The sequence below is a fragment of the Streptomyces sp. NPDC028635 genome (genome assembly GCF_040637635.1).
GTDB lineage: Bacteria > Actinomycetota > Actinomycetes > Streptomycetales > Streptomycetaceae > Streptomyces.
This window is the reverse complement of the sequence record NZ_JBEZWX010000002.1, coordinates 217,945-242,606: the sequence shown is the minus strand read 5'-3', so window position 1 is coordinate 242,606 and position 24,662 is coordinate 217,945. Positions and strand designations below refer to the sequence as shown.

The 24,662-nt window shown below is 71.8% G+C and carries 23 protein-coding genes; 11 read left to right on the top strand and 12 right to left on the bottom strand.

The window, feature by feature from the left end; genetic code table 11:
• Positions 1-186: 186 nt before the first annotated feature.
• The 4 genes from AB0E88_RS03285 to AB0E88_RS03270 form a co-directional block, all read right to left on the bottom strand.
• Positions 187-1,104, bottom strand: coding sequence for a serine hydrolase (locus AB0E88_RS03285; RefSeq protein WP_361622938.1), 918 nt, complete (start codon positions 1,102-1,104; stop codon positions 187-189).
• A gap of 90 nt (positions 1,105-1,194) precedes the next feature.
• Positions 1,195-2,880: a thiamine pyrophosphate-binding protein gene (locus AB0E88_RS03280; protein WP_361622935.1), complete on the bottom strand. Its 1,686-nt coding sequence runs from the start codon at positions 2,878-2,880 to the stop codon at positions 1,195-1,197.
• On the bottom strand, positions 2,877-3,857 hold the full coding sequence (speB, locus tag AB0E88_RS03275; RefSeq protein WP_361622932.1) for an agmatinase: 981 nt from the start codon (positions 3,855-3,857) through the stop codon (positions 2,877-2,879). Before speB ends, AB0E88_RS03280 begins: the two co-directional genes overlap by 4 nt.
• A gap of 59 nt (positions 3,858-3,916) precedes the next feature.
• The gene (locus tag AB0E88_RS03270; RefSeq protein WP_361622929.1) at positions 3,917-5,377 is read right to left on the bottom strand and encodes a sodium:solute symporter; all 1,461 of its coding nucleotides are present in this window, start codon (positions 5,375-5,377) and stop codon (positions 3,917-3,919) included.
• A gap of 184 nt (positions 5,378-5,561) precedes the next feature.
• On the opposite strand from AB0E88_RS03270, the gene AB0E88_RS03265 reads away from it, so the two are divergent.
• Complete coding sequence (locus AB0E88_RS03265) at positions 5,562-7,022, top strand: PucR family transcriptional regulator ligand-binding domain-containing protein (RefSeq protein ID WP_361622926.1); 1,461 nt, start codon at positions 5,562-5,564, stop codon at positions 7,020-7,022.
• A 103-nt stretch (positions 7,023-7,125) separates the two neighbouring features.
• The gene (locus AB0E88_RS03260) at positions 7,126-7,914 is read left to right on the top strand and encodes a phosphatase (protein WP_361622923.1); all 789 of its coding nucleotides are present in this window, start codon (positions 7,126-7,128) and stop codon (positions 7,912-7,914) included.
• Here the strand turns inward: AB0E88_RS03260 and AB0E88_RS03255 are convergent.
• From AB0E88_RS03255 to AB0E88_RS03245, 3 genes are read right to left on the bottom strand one after another with little or no spacing between them, the layout of a single operon-like run.
• Positions 7,853-8,890: a cation diffusion facilitator family transporter gene (locus AB0E88_RS03255; RefSeq protein ID WP_361622920.1), complete on the bottom strand. Its 1,038-nt coding sequence runs from the start codon at positions 8,888-8,890 to the stop codon at positions 7,853-7,855. The two genes, AB0E88_RS03260 and AB0E88_RS03255, sit on opposite strands and share 62 nt — an antisense overlap.
• Before the next feature lie 26 nt (positions 8,891-8,916).
• On the bottom strand, positions 8,917-9,789 hold the full coding sequence (gene tesB, locus AB0E88_RS03250) for an acyl-CoA thioesterase II (protein ID WP_361622917.1): 873 nt from the start codon (positions 9,787-9,789) through the stop codon (positions 8,917-8,919).
• A gap of 34 nt (positions 9,790-9,823) precedes the next feature.
• Positions 9,824-10,981, bottom strand: a complete 1,158-nt coding sequence (locus tag AB0E88_RS03245; protein ID WP_361622914.1) for an acyl-CoA dehydrogenase family protein — start codon at positions 10,979-10,981, stop codon at positions 9,824-9,826.
• A 148-nt stretch (positions 10,982-11,129) separates the two neighbouring features.
• On the opposite strand from AB0E88_RS03245, the gene AB0E88_RS03240 reads away from it, so the two are divergent.
• Entirely contained in the window at positions 11,130-11,555 is a 426-nt protein-coding gene (locus AB0E88_RS03240) for a DUF3592 domain-containing protein (protein WP_361622911.1), read from the top strand.
• A gap of 13 nt (positions 11,556-11,568) precedes the next feature.
• Here AB0E88_RS03240 and AB0E88_RS03235 read toward each other — a convergent pair whose 3' ends face one another.
• The gene (locus tag AB0E88_RS03235; protein ID WP_361622908.1) at positions 11,569-12,141 is read right to left on the bottom strand and encodes a hypothetical protein; all 573 of its coding nucleotides are present in this window, start codon (positions 12,139-12,141) and stop codon (positions 11,569-11,571) included.
• Positions 12,142-12,481: 340 nt separating this feature from the next.
• On the bottom strand, positions 12,482-13,336 hold the full coding sequence (locus AB0E88_RS03230; RefSeq protein ID WP_361622905.1) for a helix-turn-helix domain-containing protein: 855 nt from the start codon (positions 13,334-13,336) through the stop codon (positions 12,482-12,484).
• A gap of 182 nt (positions 13,337-13,518) precedes the next feature.
• On the opposite strand from AB0E88_RS03230, the gene AB0E88_RS03225 reads away from it, so the two are divergent.
• Complete coding sequence (locus tag AB0E88_RS03225) at positions 13,519-13,881, top strand: hypothetical protein (protein ID WP_361622902.1); 363 nt, start codon at positions 13,519-13,521, stop codon at positions 13,879-13,881.
• Between the two features lie 381 nt (positions 13,882-14,262).
• Here the strand turns inward: AB0E88_RS03225 and AB0E88_RS03220 are convergent, their stop codons facing one another.
• Together AB0E88_RS03220 and AB0E88_RS03215 are read right to left on the bottom strand one after the other, a co-directional pair.
• A complete protein-coding gene (locus AB0E88_RS03220) occupies positions 14,263-14,748 on the bottom strand; it encodes a hypothetical protein (RefSeq protein WP_361622899.1) in 486 nt (161 codons plus the stop codon).
• Positions 14,749-14,757: 9 nt separating this feature from the next.
• The gene (locus AB0E88_RS03215; protein ID WP_361622896.1) at positions 14,758-16,206 is read right to left on the bottom strand and encodes a helix-turn-helix transcriptional regulator; all 1,449 of its coding nucleotides are present in this window, start codon (positions 16,204-16,206) and stop codon (positions 14,758-14,760) included.
• A 201-nt stretch (positions 16,207-16,407) separates the two neighbouring features.
• Here AB0E88_RS03215 and AB0E88_RS03210 point away from each other — a divergent pair, with 201 nt between their 5' ends.
• The 4 genes from AB0E88_RS03210 to tgmC all read left to right on the top strand — a co-directional run bounded on the left by AB0E88_RS03210 (position 16,408) and on the right by tgmC (position 19,455).
• On the top strand, positions 16,408-16,962 hold the full coding sequence (locus tag AB0E88_RS03210; RefSeq protein ID WP_361622893.1) for a DUF6415 family natural product biosynthesis protein: 555 nt from the start codon (positions 16,408-16,410) through the stop codon (positions 16,960-16,962).
• A 140-nt stretch (positions 16,963-17,102) separates the two neighbouring features.
• Positions 17,103-17,396 carry a putative ATP-grasp-modified RiPP gene (gene tgmA / locus AB0E88_RS03205; protein ID WP_361622890.1) on the top strand — a complete coding sequence of 98 codons (294 nt, stop codon included), beginning with the start codon at positions 17,103-17,105 and terminating at the stop codon, positions 17,394-17,396.
• The gene (gene tgmB / locus AB0E88_RS03200; protein ID WP_361622887.1) at positions 17,393-18,340 is read left to right on the top strand and encodes an ATP-grasp ribosomal peptide maturase; all 948 of its coding nucleotides are present in this window, start codon (positions 17,393-17,395) and stop codon (positions 18,338-18,340) included. The genes tgmA and tgmB overlap by 4 nt, the downstream gene beginning before the upstream one ends.
• Positions 18,337-19,455, top strand: a complete 1,119-nt coding sequence (gene tgmC, locus AB0E88_RS03195; RefSeq protein ID WP_361622884.1) for an ATP-grasp peptide maturase system methyltransferase — start codon at positions 18,337-18,339, stop codon at positions 19,453-19,455. The genes tgmB and tgmC overlap by 4 nt, the downstream gene beginning before the upstream one ends.
• A 14-nt stretch (positions 19,456-19,469) precedes the next feature.
• Here tgmC and AB0E88_RS03190 read toward each other — a convergent pair whose 3' ends face one another.
• Entirely contained in the window at positions 19,470-20,066 is a 597-nt protein-coding gene (locus AB0E88_RS03190; protein ID WP_361622881.1) for a TetR/AcrR family transcriptional regulator, read from the bottom strand.
• A gap of 95 nt (positions 20,067-20,161) precedes the next feature.
• Here AB0E88_RS03190 and AB0E88_RS03185 point away from each other — a divergent pair, with 95 nt between their 5' ends.
• The 3 genes from AB0E88_RS03185 to AB0E88_RS03175 are packed head-to-tail and all read left to right on the top strand — an operon-like array spanning position 20,162 to position 24,659.
• Positions 20,162-21,778, top strand: a complete 1,617-nt coding sequence (locus AB0E88_RS03185; RefSeq protein WP_361622878.1) for a carboxyl transferase domain-containing protein — start codon at positions 20,162-20,164, stop codon at positions 21,776-21,778.
• Between the two features lie 11 nt (positions 21,779-21,789).
• Complete coding sequence (locus tag AB0E88_RS03180) at positions 21,790-23,721, top strand: acetyl/propionyl/methylcrotonyl-CoA carboxylase subunit alpha (protein WP_361622875.1); 1,932 nt, start codon at positions 21,790-21,792, stop codon at positions 23,719-23,721.
• On the top strand, positions 23,718-24,659 hold the full coding sequence (locus tag AB0E88_RS03175; protein ID WP_361622872.1) for a hydroxymethylglutaryl-CoA lyase: 942 nt from the start codon (positions 23,718-23,720) through the stop codon (positions 24,657-24,659). Before AB0E88_RS03180 ends, AB0E88_RS03175 begins: the two co-directional genes overlap by 4 nt.
• The last annotated feature ends 3 nt before the right edge of the window (positions 24,660-24,662 follow it).

Sequence of the window (24,662 nt, the reverse complement as noted above, 5' to 3'; positions counted from 1 at the left end):
GACGCATCGGGTCCGGGGGGAAGGGGAGGCCGTGGTCTTCGGCCATCCGACCGCCGCCAAGCCCCGGAAGGATCCGTACGCCACGGCGGTGACCGAGGTGTTCCCGTCCGCAGGCGGGCGCCGCCGGTCGCCTGCGCCCCGGGGGCGCCGAGGCCGGTGACCGGCGGGAGACCGCGCGGCGGAACGTCAGCCCTGCGGCGGGACGGCCACGAACGCCTCGCTCGGCCGGCTGGTCGGCGTGTAGCGGGCGGTGGCGGCCGGGACCAGGTCCTTGTGGACGGCCTTGGCGACGTTCTGGATGGTGGTGACGCCGTAGCTCATGGTGCTGTTGTCCTGTGTCAGCACCGTGATCGTGTAGTCGTGGCCGGCGCCGTTGAAGGTGCCGAGGCTGTGCACCCGCCAGCCGTGCGTGGCCCGCTGCAGCCAGCCGTTCTTGACGTGCACGGCGACCGAGGAGGGCGCGCCGGCGGGCGTGCCCCAGCGCTGCGAGGAGACGACCTGCCCCATCAGCTTCAGGATGTAGGCGCGGGAGTTGTCGCTGAGCACGCTGTTCTTCGCGGTGACGAGCTTGAGGAGCTTCTGCTCGTCGGTGACGTTGACCTGGGTCAGGCCCCAGTAACCGCCCGCGCCCGGAGTCGTCCTCGTCATCCCGGCGGCGGCGAGGAAGCCCTTGATCTTCGTCAGGCCGAGCTGCTTCCACAGCGCGCTGGTGGCGTTGTTGTCCGACTGGGTGATCATGGCCCGGGTGAGGGAGGCCTCACGGTCGGTCAGATAGCGGTTGTGCTTCTTCGCGTCCCACAGCAGCGTGGCGAGGACGGTCACCTTGACGGTGCTCGCCGAGTCGAAGCTGCTGGTGGCGCGCAGCGTGCAGGTCGTGTTGGTCGTACGGTCGTAGACGCCGAGCGCGACGGTGCCCTTGCGGCCGGCGAGCGCGCCCGTGATGTCCTTCTGCAGTTTGGCGGCGAGGCCGGCCTTGGCCGACGTGCAGCTGACGGTCGGTGCGGCGGCAGCGGCGGGTGTGGCGGCGACCACACCCGGAACGAGAACGCCCGCGCCGACGGCGGCGGCCAGCAGACGGGCGCGCCTGGATATCCCCTGAGTCATACCCCTGTTGACGCACGAGTTCGACCGAATGGTTGTACGGATCGACGGACGCGTCGAACAGGAGGTGACTCAGGGGCAGGTGAAGGGGCGTCAGCCCAGGTGCGTGGGGGCGAACATGCGCAGCACGGCGGGCAGGACGACCACCGAGGGCCCCGGCGTCGCGAGTGCCTTCGCCAGGTCGGCCTCCAGCGCCTCGGCGGTGGTGCGCACCCCCGGCACCCCGAAGGACTCCGCCAGCGCCACGTAGTCCGGGCGGGTCAGCTCGGTGGCGGTGGCCTGGCCGAAGGCGTCCGTCATGTACTCGCGCAGGATGCCGTAGCCGCCGTCGTCGACGATCAGCCAGGTGACGTTCAGGTCGTACTGGCGGGCCGTGGCCAGTTCGGCGATGGAGTACAGCGCGCCGCCGTCGCCGGAGACCGCCAGGACCGGGCGGGTCGGGTCGGCCGCCGCCGCGCCGAGGGCGGCCGGGAAGCCGTAGCCGAGGCCGCCGGCGCCCTGGGCGGAGTGCATGGCGTTGGGGGCCTTGGCGTCGAACGCGGACCACGCCCAGTAGGCGAGGATCGTCATGTCCCAGAAGGAGGGGGCGTCGGCCGGGAGCGCGCGGCGCACGGACGCGAGCACCTGCTGTTCCAGGGTGAGGTCCTGGGCGTCGATCCGCTCGCGCACCTTGGCGAGCAGGTCCCGGACCCGTTCGGGGGCGCTCGGGTCGGGGCGCTCGGTGACCGTCTCCAGCAGGGCCTGGAGGGCGAGCCGGGCGTCGGCGTGGATGCCGAGGGCCGGGTGGTTGGACTCCAGCTTGCCGAGGTCGGCCTCGATCTGGATCACCCGGCCGCGGGGCTTGAACGTGTGGTAGTTGGAGGAGAGTTCACCGAGGCCCGAGCCGACGACCAGCAGGACGTCGGCGTCCTCGAGGAGGTCGGTGGTGTGCCGGTCCTCCAGCCAGGACTGGAGGGACAGCGGGTGCTCCCAGGGGAAGGCGCCCTTGCCGCCGAAGGTCGTCACGACCGGCGCCCGGAGCTTCTCGGCGAGCGCGCGCAGCTTGCCGGAGGCGTCCGCGCGGACCACTCCCCCGCCCGCGATGATCGCGGGGCGCTCGGCGCGCGCGAGCAGGTCGGCGGCGACGGCGGTCAGTTCGGGGCGCGGCACCAGGTCGTCCGGGGTGGCGTCCAGCGCCGTCACCACCGGCAGCTGGGTCCCGGCGAGCAGCACGTCCTGCGGGATCTCCACCCACACCGGGCCGTGCGGGGCACTCAGCGCGGACTTCCAGGCCGCCGCGATCGCGGACGGGATCTGCGACTGGGTGCGGACCGTGTGCACGGACTTGACGACGCCGCGGAAGGAGGCGGCCTGGTCGGGGAGTTCGTGCAGATAGCCGTGGCGGCCGCCGCCGAGGCCGGCCGTCGGGATCTGGCTGCTGATGGCGAGGACGGGGGCCGAGGCGGCCGCCGCCTCCTGCAGCGCGGCCAGGGAGGTGAGGGCTCCCGGGCCGGTCGACAGCAGCAGCGGGGCCGCCTCGCCGGTGATCCGGCCGTAGGCGTCGGCCGCGAAGCCCGCGTTGTTCTCCACGCGCAGGCCGACGTACCTGAGGTCCGAGCGGCGCAGGGCGTCGAACATGCCGAGGGCGTGCTGGCCGGGCAGGCCGAAGACGGTCGTCGCGCCGAGCCCGGCCAGGGTCTCCACGACCAGGTCTCCGCCGTTGCGCCCGGCGGGCGGATTCAGCGCGGCCTCCGTCTGTGCGGCACTCGGGCGGAGCTCCAGGTCGTGGTCGTGGGTCACTTGCCCTCGTTCTCCTTGCGGGCGGCCGCGATCTGGCGGCTCATGATGGTGGTCAGTTCGTACGCCGTGTGGGAGGCCGCGACCGAGGTGATCTCGGCGTGGTCGTAGGCGGGGGCCACCTCGACGACGTCCGCGGACACCAGGTTGCAGGAGGCCAGGCCCCGCAGGATCTCCAGCAGCTCGCGGGAGGTCATGCCGCCCGCCTCGGGGGTGCCGGTGCCGGGGGCGTGGGCGGGGTCGAGGCAGTCGATGTCGATGGAGATGTACAGCGGGCGGTCGCCGATGCGCTGGCGCAGCTGGTCGGCCACCTCGTCGGCGCCGCGGCGGTAGACGTCCGCCGAGGTGACGATGCCGAAGCCCATCTTCTCGTCGTCGGTGAGGTCCTGCTTGCCGTACAGCGGGCCGCGGGTGCCGACGTGGGAGAGCGCCTCGGTGTCGAGGATGCCCTCCTCCACCGCGCGGCGGAACGGGGTGCCGTGGGTGTACTCGGCGCCGAAGTAGGTGTCCCAGGTGTCCAGGTGGGCGTCGAAGTGCAGCAGGGCGACGGGGCCGTGCTTCTTCGCCACCGAACGCAGCAGGGGCAGCGCGATGGTGTGGTCGCCGCCGAGGGTCATGAGGCGGGCGCCGGTGCCGAGGAGGTCGTCGGCGGCGGCCTCGACGGTGTCGACGGCCTCGTTGATGTTGAAGGGGTTCACCGCGATGTCGCCGCCGTCGGCGACCTGCGCGAGGGCGAACGGGGAGGCGTCCTGCGCCGGGTTGTAGGGGCGCAGCAGCCGGGACGCCTCACGGATGGCGTTGCCGCCGAAGCGGGCGCCCGGCCGGTACGAGACGCCGGAGTCGAACGGCACGCCCACGACGGCGACGTCGGCGCGGCCGACCTCGTCGAGGCGGGGCAGCCGGGCGAAGGTCGCGGGACCGGCGTACCGCGGGATGCGGGACGAGTCGACGGGGCCGCGGGGCGTCTCGTTGCTGCTCATGGTGAACTGCCTTCTTTCCTACGCTTCATCGCGTATGTACTGCTTGGTCCTTCCCGACTCTACTGGTGAGCCGGGACCGGTTCGGACACGGGTTCGGGGGCCCGGCCGGCCAGGCGGTCGCGCCAGGCGGCCAGGACGGCCTCGTCGGTGGGCTTCGTCGCCAGGGAGACGACGACGTAGGCGGCGAGGGAGGCCAGCAGGCCGTAGTAGACGGGCTCGTTGGCGAGGATGCCGTAGCCGGCCATCAGGCCGATGACGGCGAGACCGCCGACGATCACGGCGGCGAGCGCGCCCTGCACGGTGCCGCGCTTCCACAGCAGACCGCCGAGGATGGGCACCAGCAGGCCGCCCACGAGCAGGTTGTACGCCACGGTCAGCGCCTCGACGACGTTGTTGAGGGCGATGGCCGTGCAGATCACGGCGATGCCCATGATCAGGATGAAGGCGCGGTTGCCCTTGACCTCGTCGTGTTCCTCGCCGCCTCGCTTGACCACGCCGCGCAGCCGGGACCAGATGTCGTTGTTGGCGACGGTGGCGCAGGCGATCAGCGCGCCGGAGGAGGTCGACATCACGGCGGCGAGGGCGGCGGCGAGCACCAGGCCGCGCACACCGATGGGGAGTTCGTCCTTGACGATGGTGGCGAAGGCGTCGTCCGGGCTGCCGAGCTTGGGGTACATGACCTTGGCGGCGGTGCCGATGACCGCGCCGGCGAGGGCGTAGAGCAGGCAGTAGGTGCCGGCGACGGTGCCGCCGTAGCGGGCCGTCCGGTCGCTGCGGGCGGTGAACACGCGCTGCCAGATGTCCTGGCCGATCAGCATGCCGAAGGTGTAGATCAGCACATAGGTGAAGATCGTCTCGCCGCCGATGCCCAGCGGGTCGAAGTACGAGGTCGGCAGCTTGGCCTTCATCTCGGAGAAGCCGCCCGCCTTGACCACCGCGATGGGCAGCAGCAGGAGCAGCACGCCGATGGTCTTCACGACGAACTGGACCATGTCGGTCAGCGTGATCGACCACATGCCGCCGAGCGTGGAGTAGGCGACGACGATCGCGCCGCCGAGGATGATCGCCACCGTCCGGTTCATGTCGAACAGGACGTCGAAGATGGTGGCGTAGGCGATGGTGGAGGTCACCGCGAGCATCAGGGTGTACGCCCACATGACCACGCCGGAGATGACGCCGGCCCGGCCGCCGTAGCGCAGGTCGAGCATCTCGGAGACGGTGTAGACCTTCAGCCGGGCGATGCGCGCCGAGAAGAAGACCGACAGGGCGAGCAGGCCGAGGCCGATGGTGAAGACCATCCAGGCGCCGGAGAGGCCGTACTGGTAGCCGAGGCCCACGCCGCCGATGGTGGAGGCGCCGCCGAGGACGATGGCCGCCATCGTGCCGGAGTACATCGCGGGCCCCAGGCGGCGGCCCGCCACCAGGAAGTCGCTCTTCGACTTGGCGCGGCGCATGCCCCACCAGCCCATGGCCAGCATGCCGGCCAAGTACAGGACGATGACTGTGTAGTCGACGGCCATGGGGTCTCCTTCCACCGTTCTCGGTGGCGTGTCGTGAAAGTCGGGAGAGTCGGCAGCGGTTCGCGGGGACATCCGCCCGTACCCGCGGCTGCCGGTTCCCGACTGACACTAGGTGGCCGAAAAGCGACTGCGAAGTGTACGTTTCCTCCATTCGTCCGACCGGAGGGTGGAGGGAGTGCACACCATGCCGGAGCAGGCCGTACCCCCCACGCCACCCGTTCCCCTCACGTCCCTCCTTGCCCGTGAGGACCTGGCGCTGCGGCAGATCGCCGGGCCCCGCGATCCGGGTATCGCCATCCGCTGGGCGCACACCTCGGAGATGGCCGACCCCTACCCCTACCTGCTGGGCGGCGAGCTGCTGCTGACCGCGGGCGTGCACGTGCCGCAGGCCGCGGTCGCGGACGGGAGCCTCGGGCACTACTTCGGCGACTACGTCTCCCGGATCGTCGCCGCCGGCGGCGCGGCCCTCGGTTTCGGGGTGGCGCCCGTGCACGACACCGTGCCGCGCGCCCTGGTGGAGGCGTGCGAGGCGCACGGGCTGCCGCTGCTGGAGGTCCCGCCGCAGACGACGTTCTCCGGCGTCGCCCGCGCGGTGTGGCAGCTGATGGCTCAGGCCCGCCTCGCCGAGCTGCGCCGGGTGACCGAGGCCCAGCAGTCCCTGGCCGCCGCCGCGGCCCGCCCCGACCCGGTGCCGTCGGTGCTGCGCCAGCTCGCCCAGCGGGTGGGCGGCCGGGCGGTGCTGTACGGCCCGGAGGGCGCCCGGATCGCCGAGGCGGGCCGGGAGCAGCCCGAGGGGGCCATGGGCGCGCTGGCCGAGCTGGCCACCGTGGTCACCGGCCGCTCCACCACCACCGCCACCGACACCGCGGCCGGCGTCCACCTCGCCGCCTACGCCCTCGGCGCCGGCCACGGCTTCGCGCTCGGCGTCGCCGCCCCGCAGCGCGACCCCGCCGACCACACCATCGCCTCGGTCGCCGCCGTCCTGCTCACCCTGCTCACCGGCGAGCAGCAGAGCGGCACCGGTGCCGCCCGCTCCTCCGCCCTGGTCCGGCTGCTGCTGGGCGCGGCGCCCGAGGAGGTGGCGCCGCTGCTGGGCACGGGCCCCGCCGCCGTCGTGCACGCCCACTCCGACACCCAGGCCCCGGACCCGGTGGCCGCCTCCGCGCTCGGCGCGGCCCTCGGCACCCCGCTGGTCGACCTGACCGACGACGTCGTACGCCTGCTGGTGCCCGCCGGTCACGAGGTGCCGGAGCAGCCCGGCTGGGTCCTCGGCGTGAGCGCGCCCGCCGGGCCGGCCGACTGGGCGGCCGCCGACCGCCAGGCGGCCCGCGCGCTGGCCCGCGCCCGCGCCGGCCGCGCCCCGCTGGTCCACCACGACACCCGCCCCGCGCTGGCCGACCTGCTGCCCGCCGAGGAGGCCGCCGCGCACGCCCGCACCCTGCTCGCCCCGCTCACCCCCGCCCTCACCGAGACCCTGCGCACCTGGCTGTCCCTGCACGGCAGCTGGGACCGCACCGCCGTCGCCCTGTCCGTGCACCGCAACACCGTCCGCCAGCGCATCGCCCGCTGCGCGGCCCTGCTCGACGCCGACCTGGACGACACGGACGTCCGGATGGAGCTGTGGCTGGCGCTTAAGCATCTGTGAGGCCGCCCGGGCCACCAGCGCGGCCCGGTACCGGCACGTGACGCGCGTCCCAGCCGCCGGTACGCCATCGGCTCGCACAGCGATCTGCCTCACAATGGTGCCCATGCCGATACCCGGGACGCCCAGCCGCGCCGAACTCGTCGCCCACCTCGTCCGCACCCGTATCGCGGGCGACGTCGCCACGCCCCGCGAGAACAACCTCTCCCACTACCGGCAGCTGGCGAACGGCAACCGTCACTACTGGCTCGGCCTGGAGCTCGGCGACCGCTGGAGCGACGAGCAGGACGTCCTCGCGGTGATGGCGGAACGGGCCGGCGTCAACGACGATCCCGAGTACCGCTACGGCCAGGACACCATCGACCCCGAGCTGACCGTCGACGCCCTGGAGCGCATGGCGGGACGGCTGCGCAAGGCGGCCGACGGCGGGCAGCGGGTGCTGTTCGCCACCGGGCACCCCGGCGGCCTGCTCGACGTGCACCGCGCCACGGCCGCCGCGCTGCGGGCCGCGGGCTGCGAGATCGTCGTCATCCCCGAGGGCCTGAGCACCGAGGAGGGGTACGTCATGCAGTTCGCCGACGTGGCCGTGCTGGAGCACGGGGCGTCGCTGTGGCACACCCACTCGGGCGAGCCGATGCGGGCGATCCTGACCGGCCTGGAACGCGAGGGGCGGCCGCTGCCCGACCTGGTCGTCGCCGACCACGGATGGGCCGGTTACGCCGGCCAGCACGGCGTGGACTCCGTCGGGTACGCCGACTGCAACGACCCGGCGCTCTTCCTCGCCGAGGCCGAGGGCACCGTGCAGGTGACGGTGCCGCTCGACGACCACGTGGTCAGCCCGCGCCACTACGACCCGATGACGGCGTATCTGCTGGACCAGGCGGGTCTGTCCTGACCTGCGGTGCCGACGCGGGGGCCTGCGCCTGCCTGCCCGGCGTCGGGTCCAGGTAGACCCGGCCGATCGCGGGAAGCAGCTCCCGCAGCCGGCGCTCGGCCTGCTCGCAGGCCCGCTCGATCTGCCCGGCCGTGGACACGTCCCGGAAGTCGACCTTCGCCGCCACCAGGGCCTCGCGCGGCCCCTGCACCAGCGTGGTCAGCTCCAGTACGGCCTCGATCTCGTCCACGGCCAGCAGCTCGGCCCGGATCCGCTCCCGCACCGGCTCGGGCAGCGGCCGCCCGATCAGCAGCTCGGCGTTGGAGCGGCCCAGCACCCAGGCGACGTAGAGCAGCAGCACACCGATGCACAGGGACGCGAGCGCGTCCCACACGCCCGAGCCGGTGAGCTGCCCGCCGAGCAGCCCGAGCGCGGCCAGCACCAGGCCGATCAGCGCGGCGGAGTCCTCCAGCACGACCGCCTTCACGGCGGTGTCGGGCGTGCGCCGCAGATAGTGCCGGAACGGCACGTCGAGCCGGGCCGCCTCGGCGCGCGCCTGCCGCACGCCGGTCCGCAGCGAGAACCCTTCCAGCAGGAAGGCCACGGCGAGGACGAGGTACGACACGAGCGGATCACCGAGTTCCTCGCCCGCGAGGAGGGTGTGCACGCCGTCGTAGAGGGAGAAGACGGCGCCGCCGACGAAGGTGGCGACGGCCGCCAGCAGCGCCCAGATGTACCGCTCGGGCCCGTAGCCGAGCGGATGGTCCTCGTCGGCGGGTTTCCCGCTGCGTTTGAGGGAGGTGAGCAGCAGCACCTCGGTGACCGTGTCGGCGACCGAGTGCGCGGCCTCGGACAGCATCGCGCTGGAACCGCTGATCACCCCGGCGACCGCTTTCGCCAGGGCGATCCCGAGATTGGCGAGGGCGGCGACGATCACGGTGACCGTGGACTCGCCGCCGGGACGCTCGTCTTCCGCCTGCTGCTGTACTGGGGCCATGCCCCTCAGTGTTCCCGGGACGGCCCTCAGTGTTCGCGGGGAACGCGGACCACGCCCTCCTGGATCACCGAGATGGCCAGCCGCCCGTCCTGCGTGTAGATCCGCGCCTGGCCCAGCCCCCGGCCGCCGGACGCCGACGGGGACTCCTGGTCGTACAGCAGCCACTCGTCGGCGCGGAAGGGCCGGTGGAACCACATGGCGTGGTCCAGCGAGGCGCCGACCACGTCGCCGACGGCCCAGCCGCCGCGCCCGTGCGCGAGCAGCACGGAGTCGAGCAGGGTCATGTCGGAGACGTAGGTCGCGAGCACGACGTGCAGCAGGGGGTCGTCGTCGAGCTTGCCGTTGGTGCGGAACCACACCTGCGAGTGCGGCTCGCGCGGCGCGCCGAAGCGGCCGTACGGCGGCTCGTCCACGTATCTGAGGTCGATCGCCTCGCGTGCTTCGAGGAAGCGTTCGACGACCTCCGGCTCGAGGTGGTCGTAGCCGCGCAGCCGCTCCTGCGAGGTGGGCAGCGCCGCCGGGTCCGGCGCGGGCGGCATGGGGGCCTGGTGGTCGAGCCCCTCCTCGTACGCCTGGAAGGAGGCGGACAGGGAGAAGATCGGCCGGCCGTGCTGGATCGCGACCACGCGCCGGGTCGTGAAGGAACGGCCGTCGCGGATGCGCTCGACGTCGTAGACGATGGGCGCGCCCGGGTCGCCCATGCGCAGGAAGTACGCGTGGAGCGAGTGGGCGAGCCGGTCCGCGGGGACCGTCCGCCCGGCGGCGACCAGCGCCTGGGCCGCGACCTGCCCGCCGAAGACGCGGGGGACGACGGCGGAGCGGGACCGGCCGCGGAAGATGTTCTCCTCGATCTGCTCGAGATCGAGCAGATCGAGGAGATCCTGGAGTGCCTGGCTCATGGCAGTAGTTGTACGGCCAGCGATTCCCGGCGTCCTACAGACCCATGTCCTTGGCGATGATCGACTTCATGATCTCGCTGGTGCCGCCGTAGATGCGGTTGACGCGGTTGTCCGCGTACAGGCGGGCGATCGGGTACTCGTTCATGTAGCCGTAGCCGCCGTGCAGCTGGAGGCAGCGGTCGATGACGCGGTGGGCGACCTCGGTGCAGAACAGCTTGGCGGAGGCGGCCTCGGCGGGGGTCAGCTCACCGGCGTCCAGCGCCTCGGTGGCGCGGTCGGCGACGGCCTCGGCGGCGTCCACCTCGGCCTGGCAGGCGGCCAGCTCGAACTTGGTGTTCTGGAAGTGCGCGACGGGCTTGCCGAAGACGGTGCGCTCCTGCACGTACTGCTTGGCGAACCGGACGGCGGCCTTGGCCTGCGCGTAGGCGCCGAAGGCGATGCCCCAGCGCTCGGAGGCGAGGTTGTGGCCGAGGTAGTAGAAGCCCTTGTTCTCCTCGCCGAGCAGGTCCTCGACGGGCACCTTCACGTCGACGAACGCCAACTCGGCGGTGTCGGAGGTGCGCAGGCCCAGCTTGTCGAGCTTGCGGCCGATGGAGTAGCCCTCGGACTTGGTGTCCACGGCGAACAGGGAGATGCCGTGGCGGCGGTCCTCGGCGGTCGGCGCGGCGGTACGGGCGCAGACGATCACGCGGTCGGCGTGGACGCCACCGGTGATGAAGGTCTTGGCGCCGTTGAGGACGTAGTGCGTGCCGTCCTCGGAGAGCTTGGCGGTCGACTTCATGCCCGCCAGGTCCGAACCGGTGCCCGGCTCGGTCATGGCGATGGCCCACATCTCCTCGCCGGTGACGAACTTCGGCAGGTAGCGCTTCTTCTGCTCGTCCGTGGCCAGCATCTTGATGTACGGCAGGGCGAGCAGCACGTGCACGCCGGAGCCGCCGAACTGGACGCCCGCGCGGGCGGTCTCCTCGTACAGGACGGCCTCGAACTTGTGGCTGTCCAGACCGGCGCCGCCGAACTCCTCGGGCACGTTGATGCCGAAGATGCCCAGCTCACCGAGCTTGTAGTAGAAGTCACGGGGGGCCTGGCCGGCGGTGAACCACTCGTCGTAGACGGGGACGACCTCGGCCTCGATGAAGGCGCGGAGGGTCTCCCGGAACGCCTCGTGATCCTCGTTGAACACCGTACGGCGCACGGCCGCCACCTCCACGTACGTCGACTGTCTAAGCGCTTGCTCAGACCAACGGTACCGGCGAGTAGGGAATGCGTCCAGAGACGGCGGGGGGTAACGCTGGTCACGCCCCGGCCGCAACCGGGCCGCCCGTCCCCGCGTCGCACAGGGCATGCACCCCGTCTGGCTCTTCTCGCTCATCCCGCTCACGGTCGGCGCGGGCTTCCTCGCCTTCGGCATCTCCGGACGGCGCCGGGCGCAAGCGCTGCGCCGCACCGGTGTCACCACGCGGGGCCGGATCGTCCGCCACGACACCTGGCGCAGCGACGAAGGCGCCAGGTTCCACCACCCGGTCGCGACGTGGACGACCCAGGACGGCCGCGCGTGCACGCACGCGTCCCGCTTCGGCCGTGGCACGGTCGGCCCGCGCTTCGGCGTCGGCGCCACGGTCGAGATCCGCTACGACCCGGCGAAGCCGCAGCGGTTCCTCATCCAGGGCTGGGACACACCCTCGGTCGACAGGCTGTTCACGGTCCTGGGGTCGGCGCTCACGGCCGGCACGGTCCTGGTGGTCCTCGTGCCGACCGTCACCCGGTGAGGGAGGCCGGGGGTCACTCCTCCTCGGGCCTGAGCCGCAGACCGGCTTCCCTCGCGACGTCCTGCCGGTAGACGACGGCGCCCTGGCGGTACCAGACCCGGTAACCGGCGAGGTTGTCGTGCACCGGGGCGGTCACCTCGACGCGGGCCAGCAGACAGGCGCCGGCCCGGCCGTGGGCGGGCACCCGGACCGGCCGCTCGTCCAGAGCCCGGACATCGCGCGCCGCCAGCGCGAACGCCGCGTCGTCGCCGACGCCGAGCATGCAGATGCCGTCGTGGTCGGCGTCCGTCACCCCGTAGCGCAGCACCCGCAGCCCTCGCGGAACGTGCAACCAACGGGCCCGCACCACGGTGAGCGGTTCCGCGCTGACGCTGTCCGGCAGGGGCATGCTCACCCAGTACTCACCACCGACCCGGACGTGCTCGGAACCGATCTCACCGCCCCCACGTGCGTCGAGGCCCCGCCCCTGCGCCCAGGCCTGAGCCCGGTCACCCCCGGCGACCCCCGTCACCACCATCAACGCGGCAGCGACGACGACGCCCCGCCGCACCCCCACTCCCGCGGCTCTGCGACCCACACCGACCATGACGACTCCCCCCTTTTGATCACTGTCGGGGCATCAGATCACGCGTTCGAGGCGGACGGAAGCCCACGCCTCCACCGCAGGTGGGCGCCCCCCACCACGCCCCGGGGCCGCTCGCTCGCTCTTCCCGTGCGGGCACGACACCGACCGGGAAGCGAGCGGCCCCACGTCCACGTCCCGGACGTGCGGTTCGACGAAGCCGAGCGAGACCCGTCCCTCGGCGCGGCCAAGGCGGTCGGAGGCACCGCCGGCCTCCGTCCGGAGGAGCCGACGATGCGTGGGCAAGGTCTGGAACCTGCGGGTGCCTTGGAGCACCAAGGTCAGAGTCTTGGAGATGTCGCGACTACAACGGAGATCGACTCGGCTGCGCCAGGTGGTGGCCAAGGGCTGTGGCTACGTGCCTGACGGCTTGCCCCGTGCGCAGCGTCCGAATCAGGCCCGCCTGCCTCAGCACGGCGGCACAGCGGCTGACCGCCGCGTCCGACACCCCGAGCAGCGAGGCCAACTGCCGTCCGGTGACGCCCCCTGACGTGACGATCGCTGCGAGTACCTCCGCTCTGCCGTCGCCCAGCAGAGACCGGAGCGCGGCCATGTGGTCCGGCTCGATGCGTGGAGGGGCGCCGGCGGGAATCCGGAGGGTCAGACGATCGCCGGCGGGTTCAGCCAGGGTGACCCGTCGGCTGAGAGCTACTGGCTGGATCTGGAGCGAGCGCTCGCCGAGCCCAAGCTCTGCTTCAAAAGCCGTCGGCACCTCCACCACGCCATGGCTGAACCTGATGTCGTGTCCGAGCCGGTCCAGCAGGACTGAGGCACCGCCGGCAACGTAGAGGTGCGACAAGTCGGCGGCGCGGGCCGCCACCGCCGACATGATCCTCGAGCGGTGCGGGTCGAGCGCTGTGCTGCGCAGATGGTCCACCGATGCGGCCAGGACGCCGTGGGCGTGTTCGTCTCCCTCGGCCAGGGCTTTGGTGAACGGCGTCAGCCTGCGGCGCGCGAACAAGTGGGAGAGGTACACGCTGTCGACACCCTCGGCGAGGTCCGGGGAGGTGCCGCGAGAGTAGAGCTGGGCCAGTGGCAAGCGGGCCTGGCCGCCACTGGCGAGGGCACGCCCGGCAGCGGTCAACTCCGCGTCGAAGTCGGCGACACCGCAGATTCCGACCTTGCCCAGACCCTGCGGCCCCAGATGAATGCGTATCAACGACCCCCCCTGGTCTTGACGCCCTCACCAGGGCTTTTGCACCACGCGGAGAAAGCTACCCGTGCGCAGGTCCAACCGAAACGATGAGGACACACACCCCCGGAACGGCGCTGTGCCGGTCAGGGAACCACGAGCCACATACACCCGCCCCATGACGCACCACTCTCTCCGAAGGAGTAACCGTGATAATCGGACGCACGATCAAGTTCGCTGTGGCAGGGATTGCCGCAGCCAGCCTCCTCGCCGTCTCGGCCGGCGCCGCGTCAGCAGCCGGCCTGGGTGGGGATGCGTTCGCCGGCAACTGCCATGCGTACATCCTCCCGTACTCCGACATGTACGCCTACGGTCACGTCGACGGGCCGCCCAACGAGTGCAAGGTGGACCTGTGGCAGGTGAACACTCAGACCGGTGGCCTGACGCACACCGGCTGGTCCGGCGGGGTGAACACGTGGCCGGAGTACCACAAAGACGGTGTGCACAAGCTCTCCGTAGAGGTCATGGACATCAACACCGGCCAGGTCGGCCAGGGCGGCTGGATCTTCTGATCTGCCCGCGCTGAGGGAGACGGAGCATTCCCCTCCCGTGGGGCCGGCAGGCCCTCCAGGTGCCGGGCCGAACGTGCAGGCCCGGCACCACCGCCGGCGTCCATGCGAGGCGCCACTGCGCCCCACTCCCCGGCCGACCGCCTGGCCGGCCCGCTCCACGACCCACCCGGGCCGCGCTTCACCCCGGGCCGCTCGCTCGCTTCTCCCCCGTGCTGGAGCGGGCCGGGTCAAGGGTGGCCCGCAGGGCCATCGGCGAAGCCGACGCGCAGCGCCCTTGAGGCGGCCCGCGGAAGCACGACACTGACCCGGAAGCGAGCGGCTTTACGGCCACGTCCCCGCATGTGCGTCCCATGCAGCCAACCCCTGTCCGCGGCGTCAGCGTCAGCTCGCCCGAGCCGCGCCGTCCGGCCAGACGACGTCCACCGGCAACCCGGCTTCCCTGGCTTCAAGCACGGTGTCCGCTGTACCACCGCCCTTGCCGGAGGGCGGCTCACCGTTCCAGACGGCGACGAGGCGATCAGCTCGGCCGAGCAACGTGCGGTTGGCATCCTCGTACGCCGCTCGATTCGCGGACTGGTGATCGAGCACGACCACTTCTCCGGCCGCCTGGAGGAGCCGGTCGAAGGTCTCGGCATGGTCGGGCTTGACCTTGTTCGCCCGGTAGTCCTGCGAGGGGACGACCGCGACCAGGCGGCCACCGAGTTCCAGGACGACTTCGGCGAACAGGGAATCGGCGCCCTTGGCGATACACGAAACGCCGGTCAGCCCCTCGGCGTAGGGCTCCAGCGCCTTCCGCAGTGCATCGCGGACCAGGGGCACGCAGCTGTCGGTCAGGTCCATGTGCCCGGTCACGGCGATCGTGGTCACGTTGCTCCCTCAGCTCGACAGGACTTCGCGGATCTTCTCCCGCGCCTCGCCGACGCTACGTGAAGCGGATCGGCCCACCATGTACGGGTACAGCTGCCCGAGTTGCGCGCGAACACGGCTGGACTGCGTGCGGGCGGCGGCATCGGCGGCCCGGTGCGAGTGGTCCACGGCTCCGCTTACATCTCCCATCAGGAAGTGACACTCGGCCAGCCCAATCATGTCCAGGGCGTAGCTGCGACCGGCCTCGGCACCTCGCGTCGTCAGGGCACCACGGATGTTCTGCGCGGCCGCTTCCGCATGAGCTGGCGGGTCCTGCCGAGCCATCTCGAGAAGACGCCCGCCCGTGACTCCAGCCAATTCGGCTTCGTCGAAGTACATGATCCAGTACGGCTCGTCGTCGGTGCCGACCCCGGCCAGGGCTTCGGCCGCCTCACTGGTTGCTCGCTTAAATCCTGCCGGCCGCCCCATGGCCGCATAAGCCCAGGCCTCCCTGGTGTGCAGCATGGCACACAGACGTGCGCCCGGCTTCCCACTCATGCCCTTCTGAGCCAGGTGCACGAGTTCGAGCGCGTCCTGTGGCCGATCGCGATACAGCATTTGCCGTGCCATTCCGGCGAGCACATTTGCGCCGAACGCGACGTCTTGGGCGGAGTGCGCGGCGCGCAGCGAGAGAAGGTAGTAATTCTGGGCCTGCTTATGGAGGCCGGAGTCCCACGCCATCGTGGCCGCCGTACCCCCGAGGTATGCCATGACCCGGAACAGGCCGCGTTCGACGCCCGGTGACTGGTGCTCCTCAAGATGCCCGGCCACCTCATTGAGCTGGCCGACGACCGCTTTGCGGCGCAGTCCGCCGCCAAAGCGGTGATCCCATGCGCGGAAGGCTCGCGCTGTCGCCTCCAGTTCCTGAACCTGCCGCTCGCTCAGCCGGCCGCGCCGCTGCACGGATTGGCTGTTACGCGCAGGTCCCAACCACCCGTCGAGGGAGTCGAGCAGGGAAGCTCCTGCCAGAGTAGCGCCGGCAAGGGTGCGAGTGGCGGCGCGGCGGTCCATCACAAGATCGCTCCTGGTGAGTTCACCGGCCAGGCGCACGGTCGTGGAGGGCTGCCAAGAGGAGTCCTCGCTGCATGGCCGCGTGGCCGGTTTCTGGACGGGGTCAAGAGCTTCCGACCGGCTTTCCCAAGGTCGGTCGGCAAGTCCCATCATGCGCCCGGGAACGTGCAGGCCGTCCGCAATACGACAGATCACCTCGAAGCTGGTGACCTGCTGCCGACCGCCGATGATGGAGGAGACCTTGCCGGGAGTGAGCCGACAGGCTGCCGCGATGCGGTTCTGAGAAAGTCCGCCCCACTTCTTCATGAGGGAAAAGGCCGCAGCGAAGTCGTGCTCTGCAAGGGCTCGTTTCACGTCGTCCCGTTCGAGGACTTCGGGCGCGAGCAGGCCGGGGGTGATGGCGTCCATGGGCCAACTTCCGCAGGTGATCGTATGCGCTTCATTGCACCGTACGAACCGGCAACGAGTGTATTACCGCTTCGGTAACCCCCGCTGGTCATACCGCACTTGTAGCCGGTCAGGGATCTTCGACGCATGGGCAACACGAACCCCGGCGACCGCTGTCACGGCCCCGGGGCATGGCCCACGCTGCGAAGGAGCGTCGACACCATGCAAGCTACATCCCCGAACGACCCGGGGGTCAAGATGACCCTGCGCGTGTACCGAGTGGACCGCTACGGCACCGTCATCCAGGACCGGGGGACAGTCAAGGTCGTGACCACCGACGAGCCCCTGCCGCTCTCGACCGCTTACCCGCCGTGCGGATGCCCGACCTGCCGGGCCGGACGGGTCAGCGGTCAGGTGAGCACCGCAACCGCTCCGCTCGACCTGGCCGCCATGCGGGAGACCATCGAGCGCGTCCTCGGCCCGGAGGACTCTGCGGAGCTACCGCTGCCTGCCCTCACGGAGGTGGAAACTTTCACGGCCCTTCTGCGCGGCCACCTGGAATTGCTGACCCCCGAAGTCACCAAGAGGGCCGCCCGGCTGCCCAAGGACAGCGTCTCCCGCTACTGCGCTCTCGCCTGCGTCGGCGAGGCCCGCCGCAAGCTGGACGCGGGGCCCAGCCCCCGCTTCGGCGGCCCCGCCGGCCACGCACGCCGCCTGGCCCGCGTGCTGCGCGCCCTGTGCGACCACTACGAGAACGCGGGCCACGCCCAACGGTGACACCGGTCGCCGTTCCACCGGTCCGTGCTCCGGTACTGGCACGGACACCCCGCAGGCGTACCCCCACGGCGACCGCAGGGTCAGGGTCGCACCCCCGAAGTTCCCCGGAGAACCCACGCTCGACAGTGAAGGAGCACCCCTTGTTCGTCCACTCCGACCGATTCCCGACCAGCACGCCACTGCCCTCCGGCACCCGTACCCCCGCCCCGTGGGGCCTGGGCCGCATGGCCCCGTACCCCACCATGGCCCCCGACTACGCTCGCGCCGAGATCGACCCGGTCACCCAGGCCACCGTCTTCTTCGACGCCGACGGGCACGTCATGGAGATGCCCGGCCACGGCACCAGCACCGGCACCGCGCCGTCCACGGGGACTAGCCCCGACGGCAACGGCTCGACGCAGGACAGCGACACCGGCAGCGACGGCGACCAGTGACGGGACCGCGTCCGGTGCTGGTCGTCACCAGCCTCTACGACCCCACCGCCGACGTGGTGATCCGCGAGCTGCACGGCCGGGGTGTCCCTGTCGTGCGGCTCGACTCCGGGGACTTCCCGGCATCACTGTCGGTGGAGGCCGAGATCACCGAGCAGGGCCTCCGGGGGCGTGTCTCCACCCCGTCCCGTACGGCGGACCTGTCCCGCATCCGCGCCCTCTACTACCGCCGCCCCTCCGGGTTCTCCTTCCCGCACCACGCCGAGCAGGACGCACGATTCGCCGTCACCCAGGCCCGCTACGGCCTCGGGGGTGTTCTGGCCTCCCTGCCGGGCTGCGTCTACGTCAACCACCCGCACCGCATCGGCGACGCGGAGTTCAAGCCCTCGGGGCTTGCCGCAGCGGTCCAGGCCGGCTTCGACGTACCGCCCACGCTCATCACGTCCGACCCGGACGCCGCCCGGGCCTTCATCAGGCGGCAGGGTTCGGTCGTCTACAAGCCCCTGCACAACCCCGTGTATTTGGTCGACGGCGTCTCGTCAGTCGTCGCCGTCGCCGAGGTGGCCGCCGACGAGATCGACGAGCGCGTGGCCGGGACGGCCCACCTGTTCCAAAAGCGGGTACTCAAGACAGCCGACGTCCGCGTGACCGTCATCGGCTCCCGTGTGTTCTGCGTCCGCATCGACTCGGACCTCCTCGACTGGCGCACCGACTACAGTCGCCTCACCTACACCCCCGTCGAGCCGCCGCCCGGCGTCAGGTCCGCGCTGCTCCGCTACTTGCACCACTTCGGGCTGGTCTTCGGCGCATTCGACTTCTGCGTGGACCAAGAGGACCGATGGTGGTTCCTGGAGTGCAACCCCGGCGGCCAGTGGTACTGGCTCCAGACGGAGACCGGCCTGCCCATGCTGACGGCCCTGGCAGACCTGTTGGAGAGGACGTCATGACCGATCAAGCCCGGCTGCTCCTCGCGTCGCTCATCAACACGCTGACCGAGGGCGGCCATCTGCGATCGACCGCGTGGCAGCAGGCCGCCGAAGCCGTCCCCCGGCACGAGTTCCTCCGTGGCGGCTTCTTCCGCCGTGTCCAGGACGCCGTGCCCTCCGCCTGGGAGCCCGTCCAGGAGAGCGACCCCGGCTGGCTCGAGACCTGTTACAGCGACGAGTCGCTGGTGACACAGGTCGCCGGGACCATCGTCCCGGCCGACATCCGGGGCCGGATCATGCGCGAGCCGACCAGTTCCAGCACCCTGCCCTCCCTCGTCCTGCGCATGCTGGAGGACCTACAGGTCGAGCCCGGCATGCGCGTGCTGGAGATCGGCACCGGCACCGGGTACTCCACCGCCCTGCTCGCCCAGCGGCTCGGTGAGGAGAACGTCACCTCCATCGAGTACGACGAAGACGTCGCCGCCAGGGCCCGCACGGCCCTCGGCCGGCTCGGCATCCACCCGACACTCGTCACCGGGGACGGGCTGGACGGCTACGCCGACGGCGCGCCGTACGACAGGATCATCGCCACGTGCGGCGTACGGACCGTCCCGCCCGCCTGGATCGCGCAGACCCGCCCCGGCGGGATCGTCCTCGCCACCGTCGGCGGCCGGCTCGGCCCGTCGGAGCTGGCGCGGCTGACCGTGCACGACGACGGCACCGCGTCCGGGCCGCTGCTCGGCGGTCAGGTCAGCTTCATGCTCGCCCGGCCGCACCTTCCGCCTCCGCTCGGCCTTCTGCCCGACATGAGCGTCGGGCAGGAGCGCGGAACCTCCGTCGGCGCCGACGTTCTCGACGGCTGGACCTCCCGGTTCGTCGTGCAGGCGGCCGTACCGGAGGCCCAGCACCTCACGCTGGAACACGACGGGTGCCGCGAAGACGTCCTGATCGACGTCGCGTCCGGCTCGTGGGCCCTCCACCACGACGGCCGCCGGTGGACCGTCCGGCAGGACGGCCCGCACGCCCTGTGGGACAGTGTGGAAGAGCACCTGCAGCGCTGGCGGGAGGCGGGGGCGCCCGACCTCGCACGCTGCACCCTTCACGTCACGCCCGGCGGAGACAGCTGCCGCTGGTAGCTCCCCCGCCCTCCCTACGACGCCTCCGCCGCCGAGAACGCCCCCCGGGCCATCCGGTGCAGCAGTTCCGCCGTCACCCCGCGGCCGGGGAGCGTGCCGCCGCGGCCCAGGTGGGGGGTGGAGTTCAGCAGGCCGAAGACCGAGTGGACGGCGGAGCGGGCCGTCGGTTCCGCCAGGCCCGGGTACACCTCGCGGACGACCTCCACCCACAGCTCGACGTACTGGCGCTGGAGCTGGCGTACCAGCTTGCGGTCGCTGTCGCGCAGGCGGTCCAGTTCGCGGTCGTGGAGGGTGATCAGGGGGCGGTCGTCCAGGGCGAAGTCGATGTGGCCCTCGATCAGGGAGTCCAGGACCGCGCTCGGCGGTACACCGTCCGCCTCGGCCAGGCGGCGCTTCGCGCCGGTGAGGAGGCGGCCGCTGATGCCGACGAGCAGCTCGGCGAGCATCGCGTCCTTGCCGGGGAAGTGCCGGTAGAGGCCGGGGCCGCTGATGCCGACCGCCGCGCCTATCTCGTCCACGCCGACGCCGTGGAAACCGCGGTCGGCGAACAGCCGGGCAGCCGCCTTGAGGATCTGGTCGCGGCGGGTCGGGGCGTCGGTTCTGGTGGCCATGCACGTAATTCTAGACAGGCCGGTTAGCGGTCGTTAACCTGGAGGAAATGGTTAACGCTCATTAACAGTGATCGCTGGGTGAGGGGACCGCAAGGATGCAAGAGGCACCGGAGCTGACGAGCGCGGCCGACCCCGCGTCGGAGGCCTGGCAGGCCAACGAGGAGGCGCACCGCGCCCTCGTCGAGGAGCTGCGCGGCAAGCTGGCCGCCGCCCGCCTGGGCGGGGGTGAGAAGGCGCGGGCGCGGCACACCGCGCGCGGCAAGCTGCTGCCGCGGGACCGGGTGGACACACTGCTCGACCCGGGCTCGCCGTTCCTGGAGCTGGCGCCGCTGGCCGCCGACGGGCTGTACGACGGGCAGGCCCCGGCGGCCGGCGTGATCGCCGGGATCGGCCGGGTCAGCGGCCGGGAGTGCGTGATCGTCGCCAACGACGCCACCGTCAAGGGCGGCACGTACTACCCGATGACCGTGAAGAAGCACCTCAGGGCGCAGGAGGTGGCGCTGGACAACCGCCTGCCCTGCGTCTATCTCGTCGACTCCGGCGGGGCCTTCCTGCCGATGCAGGACGAGGTGTTCCCCGACCGCGACCACTTCGGCCGGATCTTCTACAACCAGGCGCGGATGTCCGGCGCCGGGATCCCGCAGATCGCCGCCGTGCTCGGGTCGTGCACGGCGGGCGGCGCGTACGTCCCCGCCATGAGCGACGAGGCCGTCATCGTCCGCAATCAGGGGACCATCTTCCTCGGCGGGCCGCCCCTGGTGAAGGCCGCCACCGGTGAGGTCGTGACCGCCGAGGAGCTGGGCGGCGGCGAGGTCCACTCCCGCGTGTCGGGCGTCACCGACCACCTCGCGGAGGACGACGCGCACGCCCTGCGGATCGTGCGGAACATCGTGGCCACCCTCCCGGCGCGCACCTCCCTGCCCTGGCAGGTCACGCCCGCCGCAGAGCCCAAGGTCGACCCGTACGGCCTCTACGGCGCCGTGCCGGTCGACTCCCGCACCCCCTACGACGTGCGCGAGGTCATCGCCCGTGTCGTCGACGGGTCGCGGTTCGCGGAGTTCAAGTCCGAGTTCGGGCAGACCCTCGTCACCGGGTTCGCCAGGATCATGGGCCACCCCGTCGGGATCGTCGCCAACAACGGCATCCTGTTCGCCGAGTCCGCCCAGAAGGGCGCGCACTTCATCGAGCTGTGCGACCAGCGCGGCATCCCGCTGGTGTTCCTGCAGAACATCTCCGGCTTCATGGTCGGCAAGGACTACGAGGCCGGCGGCATCGCCAAGCACGGCGCGAAGATGGTGACGGCGGTGGCCTGCACGCGCGTGCCGAAGCTGACCGTCGTCGTCGGCGGGTCGTACGGCGCGGGCAACTACTCCATGTGCGGCCGGGCCTACTCGCCGCGCTTCCTGTGGATGTGGCCCAACGCCAAGATCTCCGTGATGGGCGGCGAGCAGGCCGCCTCCGTGCTCGCCACCGTCAAGCGGGACCAGATGGAGGCACGCGGGGAGGACTGGGCCGCCGAGGAGGAGGAGAACTTCAAGGCACCCATCCGGGCGCAGTACGAGCGCCAGGGCAACGCCTACTACGCCACCGCCCGCCTGTGGGACGACGGCGTCATCGACCCGCTGGACACCCGTCAGGTCCTCGGGCTCGCCCTGACGGCCTGCGCCAACGCGCCCCTGGGTGACCCCCAGTTCGGCGTCTTCCGGATGTGAGGAGGGGACTCGTGTTCGACACCGTACTCGTGGCCAACCGGGGCGAGATCGCCGTCCGCGTCATCCGCACCCTGCGGGCGATGGGCGTGCGCTCGGTGGCCGTCTTCTCCGACGCCGACGCCGACGCCCGGCACGTCCGGGAGGCCGACACGGCGGTCCGGATCGGTCCGCCGCCCGCGACCGAGAGCTATCTGTCCATCGAGAGCCTGCTCGACGCGGCCCGGCGCACCGGCGCCCAGGCCGTCCACCCCGGCTACGGCTTCCTCGCCGAGAACGCGGCCTTCGCCCGCGCCTGCGAGGAGGCCGGGATCGTGTTCATCGGCCCGCCGGCCGACGCGATCGCGCTGATGGGCGACAAGATCCGGGCGAAGGAGACCGTGCAGGCGGCCGGGGTGCCGGTCGTGCCGGGCTCCAGCGGCAGCGGGCTCAGCGACGAGCAGCTCGCCGACGCCGCCCGCCAGATCGGCGTGCCCGTGCTGCTCAAGCCGTCGGCCGGCGGTGGCGGCAAGGGCATGCGGCTGGTCAGGGACATCGAGCGGCTCACCGACGAGATCGCCGCCGCCCGGCGCGAGGCCCGCGCCTCCTTCGGCGACGACACACTGCTGGTGGAGCGCTGGATCGACCGGCCCCGGCACATCGAGATCCAGGTGCTGGCCGACGGCCACGGCAACGTCGTGCACCTCGGCGAGCGCGAGTGCTCGCTCCAGCGCCGCCACCAGAAGATCATCGAGGAGGCGCCGAGCGTGCTCCTCGACGAGGCCACGCGTGCGTCGATGGGCGAGGCGGCCGCGCAGGCGGCCCGCTCCTGCGGCTACCGCGGCGCGGGCACGGTGGAGTTCATCGTCCCCGGCGGCGACCCCTCGCAGTACTACTTCATGGAGATGAACACCCGTCTCCAGGTGGAGCACCCCGTCACCGAGCTGATCACCGGCCTGGACCTGGTGGAGTGGCAGCTGCGGGTGGCCGCGGGCGAGAAGCTCGGCTTCGGGCAGGAGGACGTCCGCCTCACCGGGCACGCGATCGAGGCCCGGATCTGCGCCGAGGACCCGGCGCGTGGCTTCCTCCCCTCGGGCGGCACCGTCCTCAGGCTCCGCGAGCCCCAGGGTGACGGGGTGCGCACCGACTCCGGCCTGAGCGAGGGCACCGAGGTCGGCAGCCTGTACGACCCGATGCTCTCCAAGGTCATCGCGTACGGCCCCGACCGGGCCACCGCGATCAGGAAGCTCCGCGCGGCCCTGGCGGAGACGGTGACGCTCGGCGTGCAGACCAACGCGGGCTTCCTGCGCCGCCTGCTCGCCCACCCGGCGGTCGTCTCCGGCGACCTGGACACCGGGCTGGTGGAGCGGGTGGTGGACGACCTGGTCCCCACCGGCGTCCCGGAGGAGGTCTACGAGGCGGCGGCGGCCGTACGCCTGCACGCGCTGAAGCCGGACGGGGACGGCTGGGTCGATCCGTTCTCCGTGCCGAGCGGCTGGCGCATGGGCGGCACGCCCCGGCCCGTCTCCTTCCCGCTGCGGGTGACCGACCCCGTGGACCACACCCCGCGCGCCGCCCACACGGTCACCGAGGACACGGTCACCGTGACCCTCGACGGCGTCCGGCACACCTTCCACCGCGCCGCCGACTGGCTCGGCCGGGACGGCGACGCCTGGCACGTGCGCGACCACGACCCGGTCGCCGCGTCCCTGACCCGCGCCGGGCACGCGGGCGCCGACTCGCTGACGGCGCCGATGCCGGGCACGGTGACGGTGGTGAAGGTGGCCGTCGGCGACGAGGTGGCCGCCGGGCAGAGCCTGCTGGTGGTGGAGGCGATGAAGATGGAGCATGTCATCTCCGCCCCGCACGCCGGCACGGTCGCCGAACTGGACGTCACACCCGGCACGACGGTCGCCATGGACCAGGTGCTGGCCGTGATCACCCCGCACGAGGAGGTGACCGCATGACCGCCGGCGCTCTGCCCATGACTGTCCCGGCCGCCGGGCTGCCCGCCCGGGTGCGCATCCACGAGGTCGGCGCGCGTGACGGGCTGCAGAACGAGAAGACGGCCGTGCCGACCGAGGTGAAGGCCGAGTTCGTCCGCCGCCTCGCCGACGCGGGCCTGACCACGATCGAGGCGACCAGCTTCGTGCACCCCAAGTGGGTGCCCCAGCTCGCCGACGCCGAGCAGCTGTTCCCCGCCGTGAGCGCCCTTGCGGTGGACCTGCCGGTCCTCGTGCCGAACGAACGCGGACTCGACCGGGCTCTCGCCCTCGGCGCCCGCCGGGTCGCCGTCTTCGCCAGTGCCACCGAGTCCTTCGCCACGGCCAACCTCAACCGCACGGTGGACGAGGCGCTCGCGATGTTCGCGCCGGTGGTGTCACGGGCCAAGGCCGAGGGCGTCCATGTCCGCGGCTATCTGTCCATGTGCTTCGGCGACCCCTGGGAGGGCCCGGTGGCCGTCGACCAGGTCGTCCGGGTCTGCCGGGCGCTCGTGGACATGGGCTGCGACGAGCTGAGCCTCGGCGACACCATCGGAGTGGCGACCCCCGGGCACGTCACGGCGCTGCTCACCGCACTCGGCCAGGCCGGCGTGGCCACCGACCGGCTGGGCGTGCACTTCCACGACACCTACGGCCAGGCCCTCGCCAACACCCTGGCCGCGCTGCAGTACGGCGTCACCACCGTCGACGCCTCCGCGGGCGGCCTGGGCGGCTGCCCCTACGCGAAGTCCGCCACCGGCAACCTCGCCACCGAGGACCTCGTGTGGATGCTGCACGGCCTCGGCATCGACACCGGGGTCGACCTCGGCCGTCTCGTCGCCACAAGCGTCTGGATGGCCGAACGGCTGGGCCGCCCCAGCCCCTCCCGTACCGTCCGCGCCCTCTCCCACAAGGACCAGTGATCA

Coding starts and splice junctions, on each gene's coding strand:
- speB (WP_361622932.1), bottom strand. CDS start 3,857: ATGAGCAGCAACGAGACGCCCCGCGGCCCCGTCGACTCGTCCCGCATC.
- tesB (WP_361622917.1), bottom strand. CDS start 9,789: ATGAGCCAGGCACTCCAGGATCTCCTCGATCTGCTCGATCTCGAGCAG.
- AB0E88_RS03215 (WP_361622896.1), bottom strand. CDS start 16,206: ATGGACGCCATCACCCCCGGCCTGCTCGCGCCCGAAGTCCTCGAACGG.
- AB0E88_RS03210 (WP_361622893.1), top strand. CDS start 16,408: ATGCAAGCTACATCCCCGAACGACCCGGGGGTCAAGATGACCCTGCGC.
- AB0E88_RS03260 (WP_361622923.1), top strand. CDS start 7,126: ATGCCGATACCCGGGACGCCCAGCCGCGCCGAACTCGTCGCCCACCTC.
- AB0E88_RS03285 (WP_361622938.1), bottom strand. CDS start 1,104: ATGACTCAGGGGATATCCAGGCGCGCCCGTCTGCTGGCCGCCGCCGTC.
- AB0E88_RS03185 (WP_361622878.1), top strand. CDS start 20,162: ATGCAAGAGGCACCGGAGCTGACGAGCGCGGCCGACCCCGCGTCGGAG.
- AB0E88_RS03235 (WP_361622908.1), bottom strand. CDS start 12,141: ATGGTCGGTGTGGGTCGCAGAGCCGCGGGAGTGGGGGTGCGGCGGGGC.
- AB0E88_RS03265 (WP_361622926.1), top strand. CDS start 5,562: ATGCCGGAGCAGGCCGTACCCCCCACGCCACCCGTTCCCCTCACGTCC.
- AB0E88_RS03270 (WP_361622929.1), bottom strand. CDS start 5,377: ATGGCCGTCGACTACACAGTCATCGTCCTGTACTTGGCCGGCATGCTG.
- tgmC (WP_361622884.1), top strand. CDS start 18,337: ATGACCGATCAAGCCCGGCTGCTCCTCGCGTCGCTCATCAACACGCTG.
- AB0E88_RS03190 (WP_361622881.1), bottom strand. CDS start 20,066: ATGGCCACCAGAACCGACGCCCCGACCCGCCGCGACCAGATCCTCAAG.
- AB0E88_RS03240 (WP_361622911.1), top strand. CDS start 11,130: ATGCACCCCGTCTGGCTCTTCTCGCTCATCCCGCTCACGGTCGGCGCG.
- AB0E88_RS03255 (WP_361622920.1), bottom strand. CDS start 8,890: ATGGCCCCAGTACAGCAGCAGGCGGAAGACGAGCGTCCCGGCGGCGAG.
- AB0E88_RS03175 (WP_361622872.1), top strand. CDS start 23,718: ATGACCGCCGGCGCTCTGCCCATGACTGTCCCGGCCGCCGGGCTGCCC.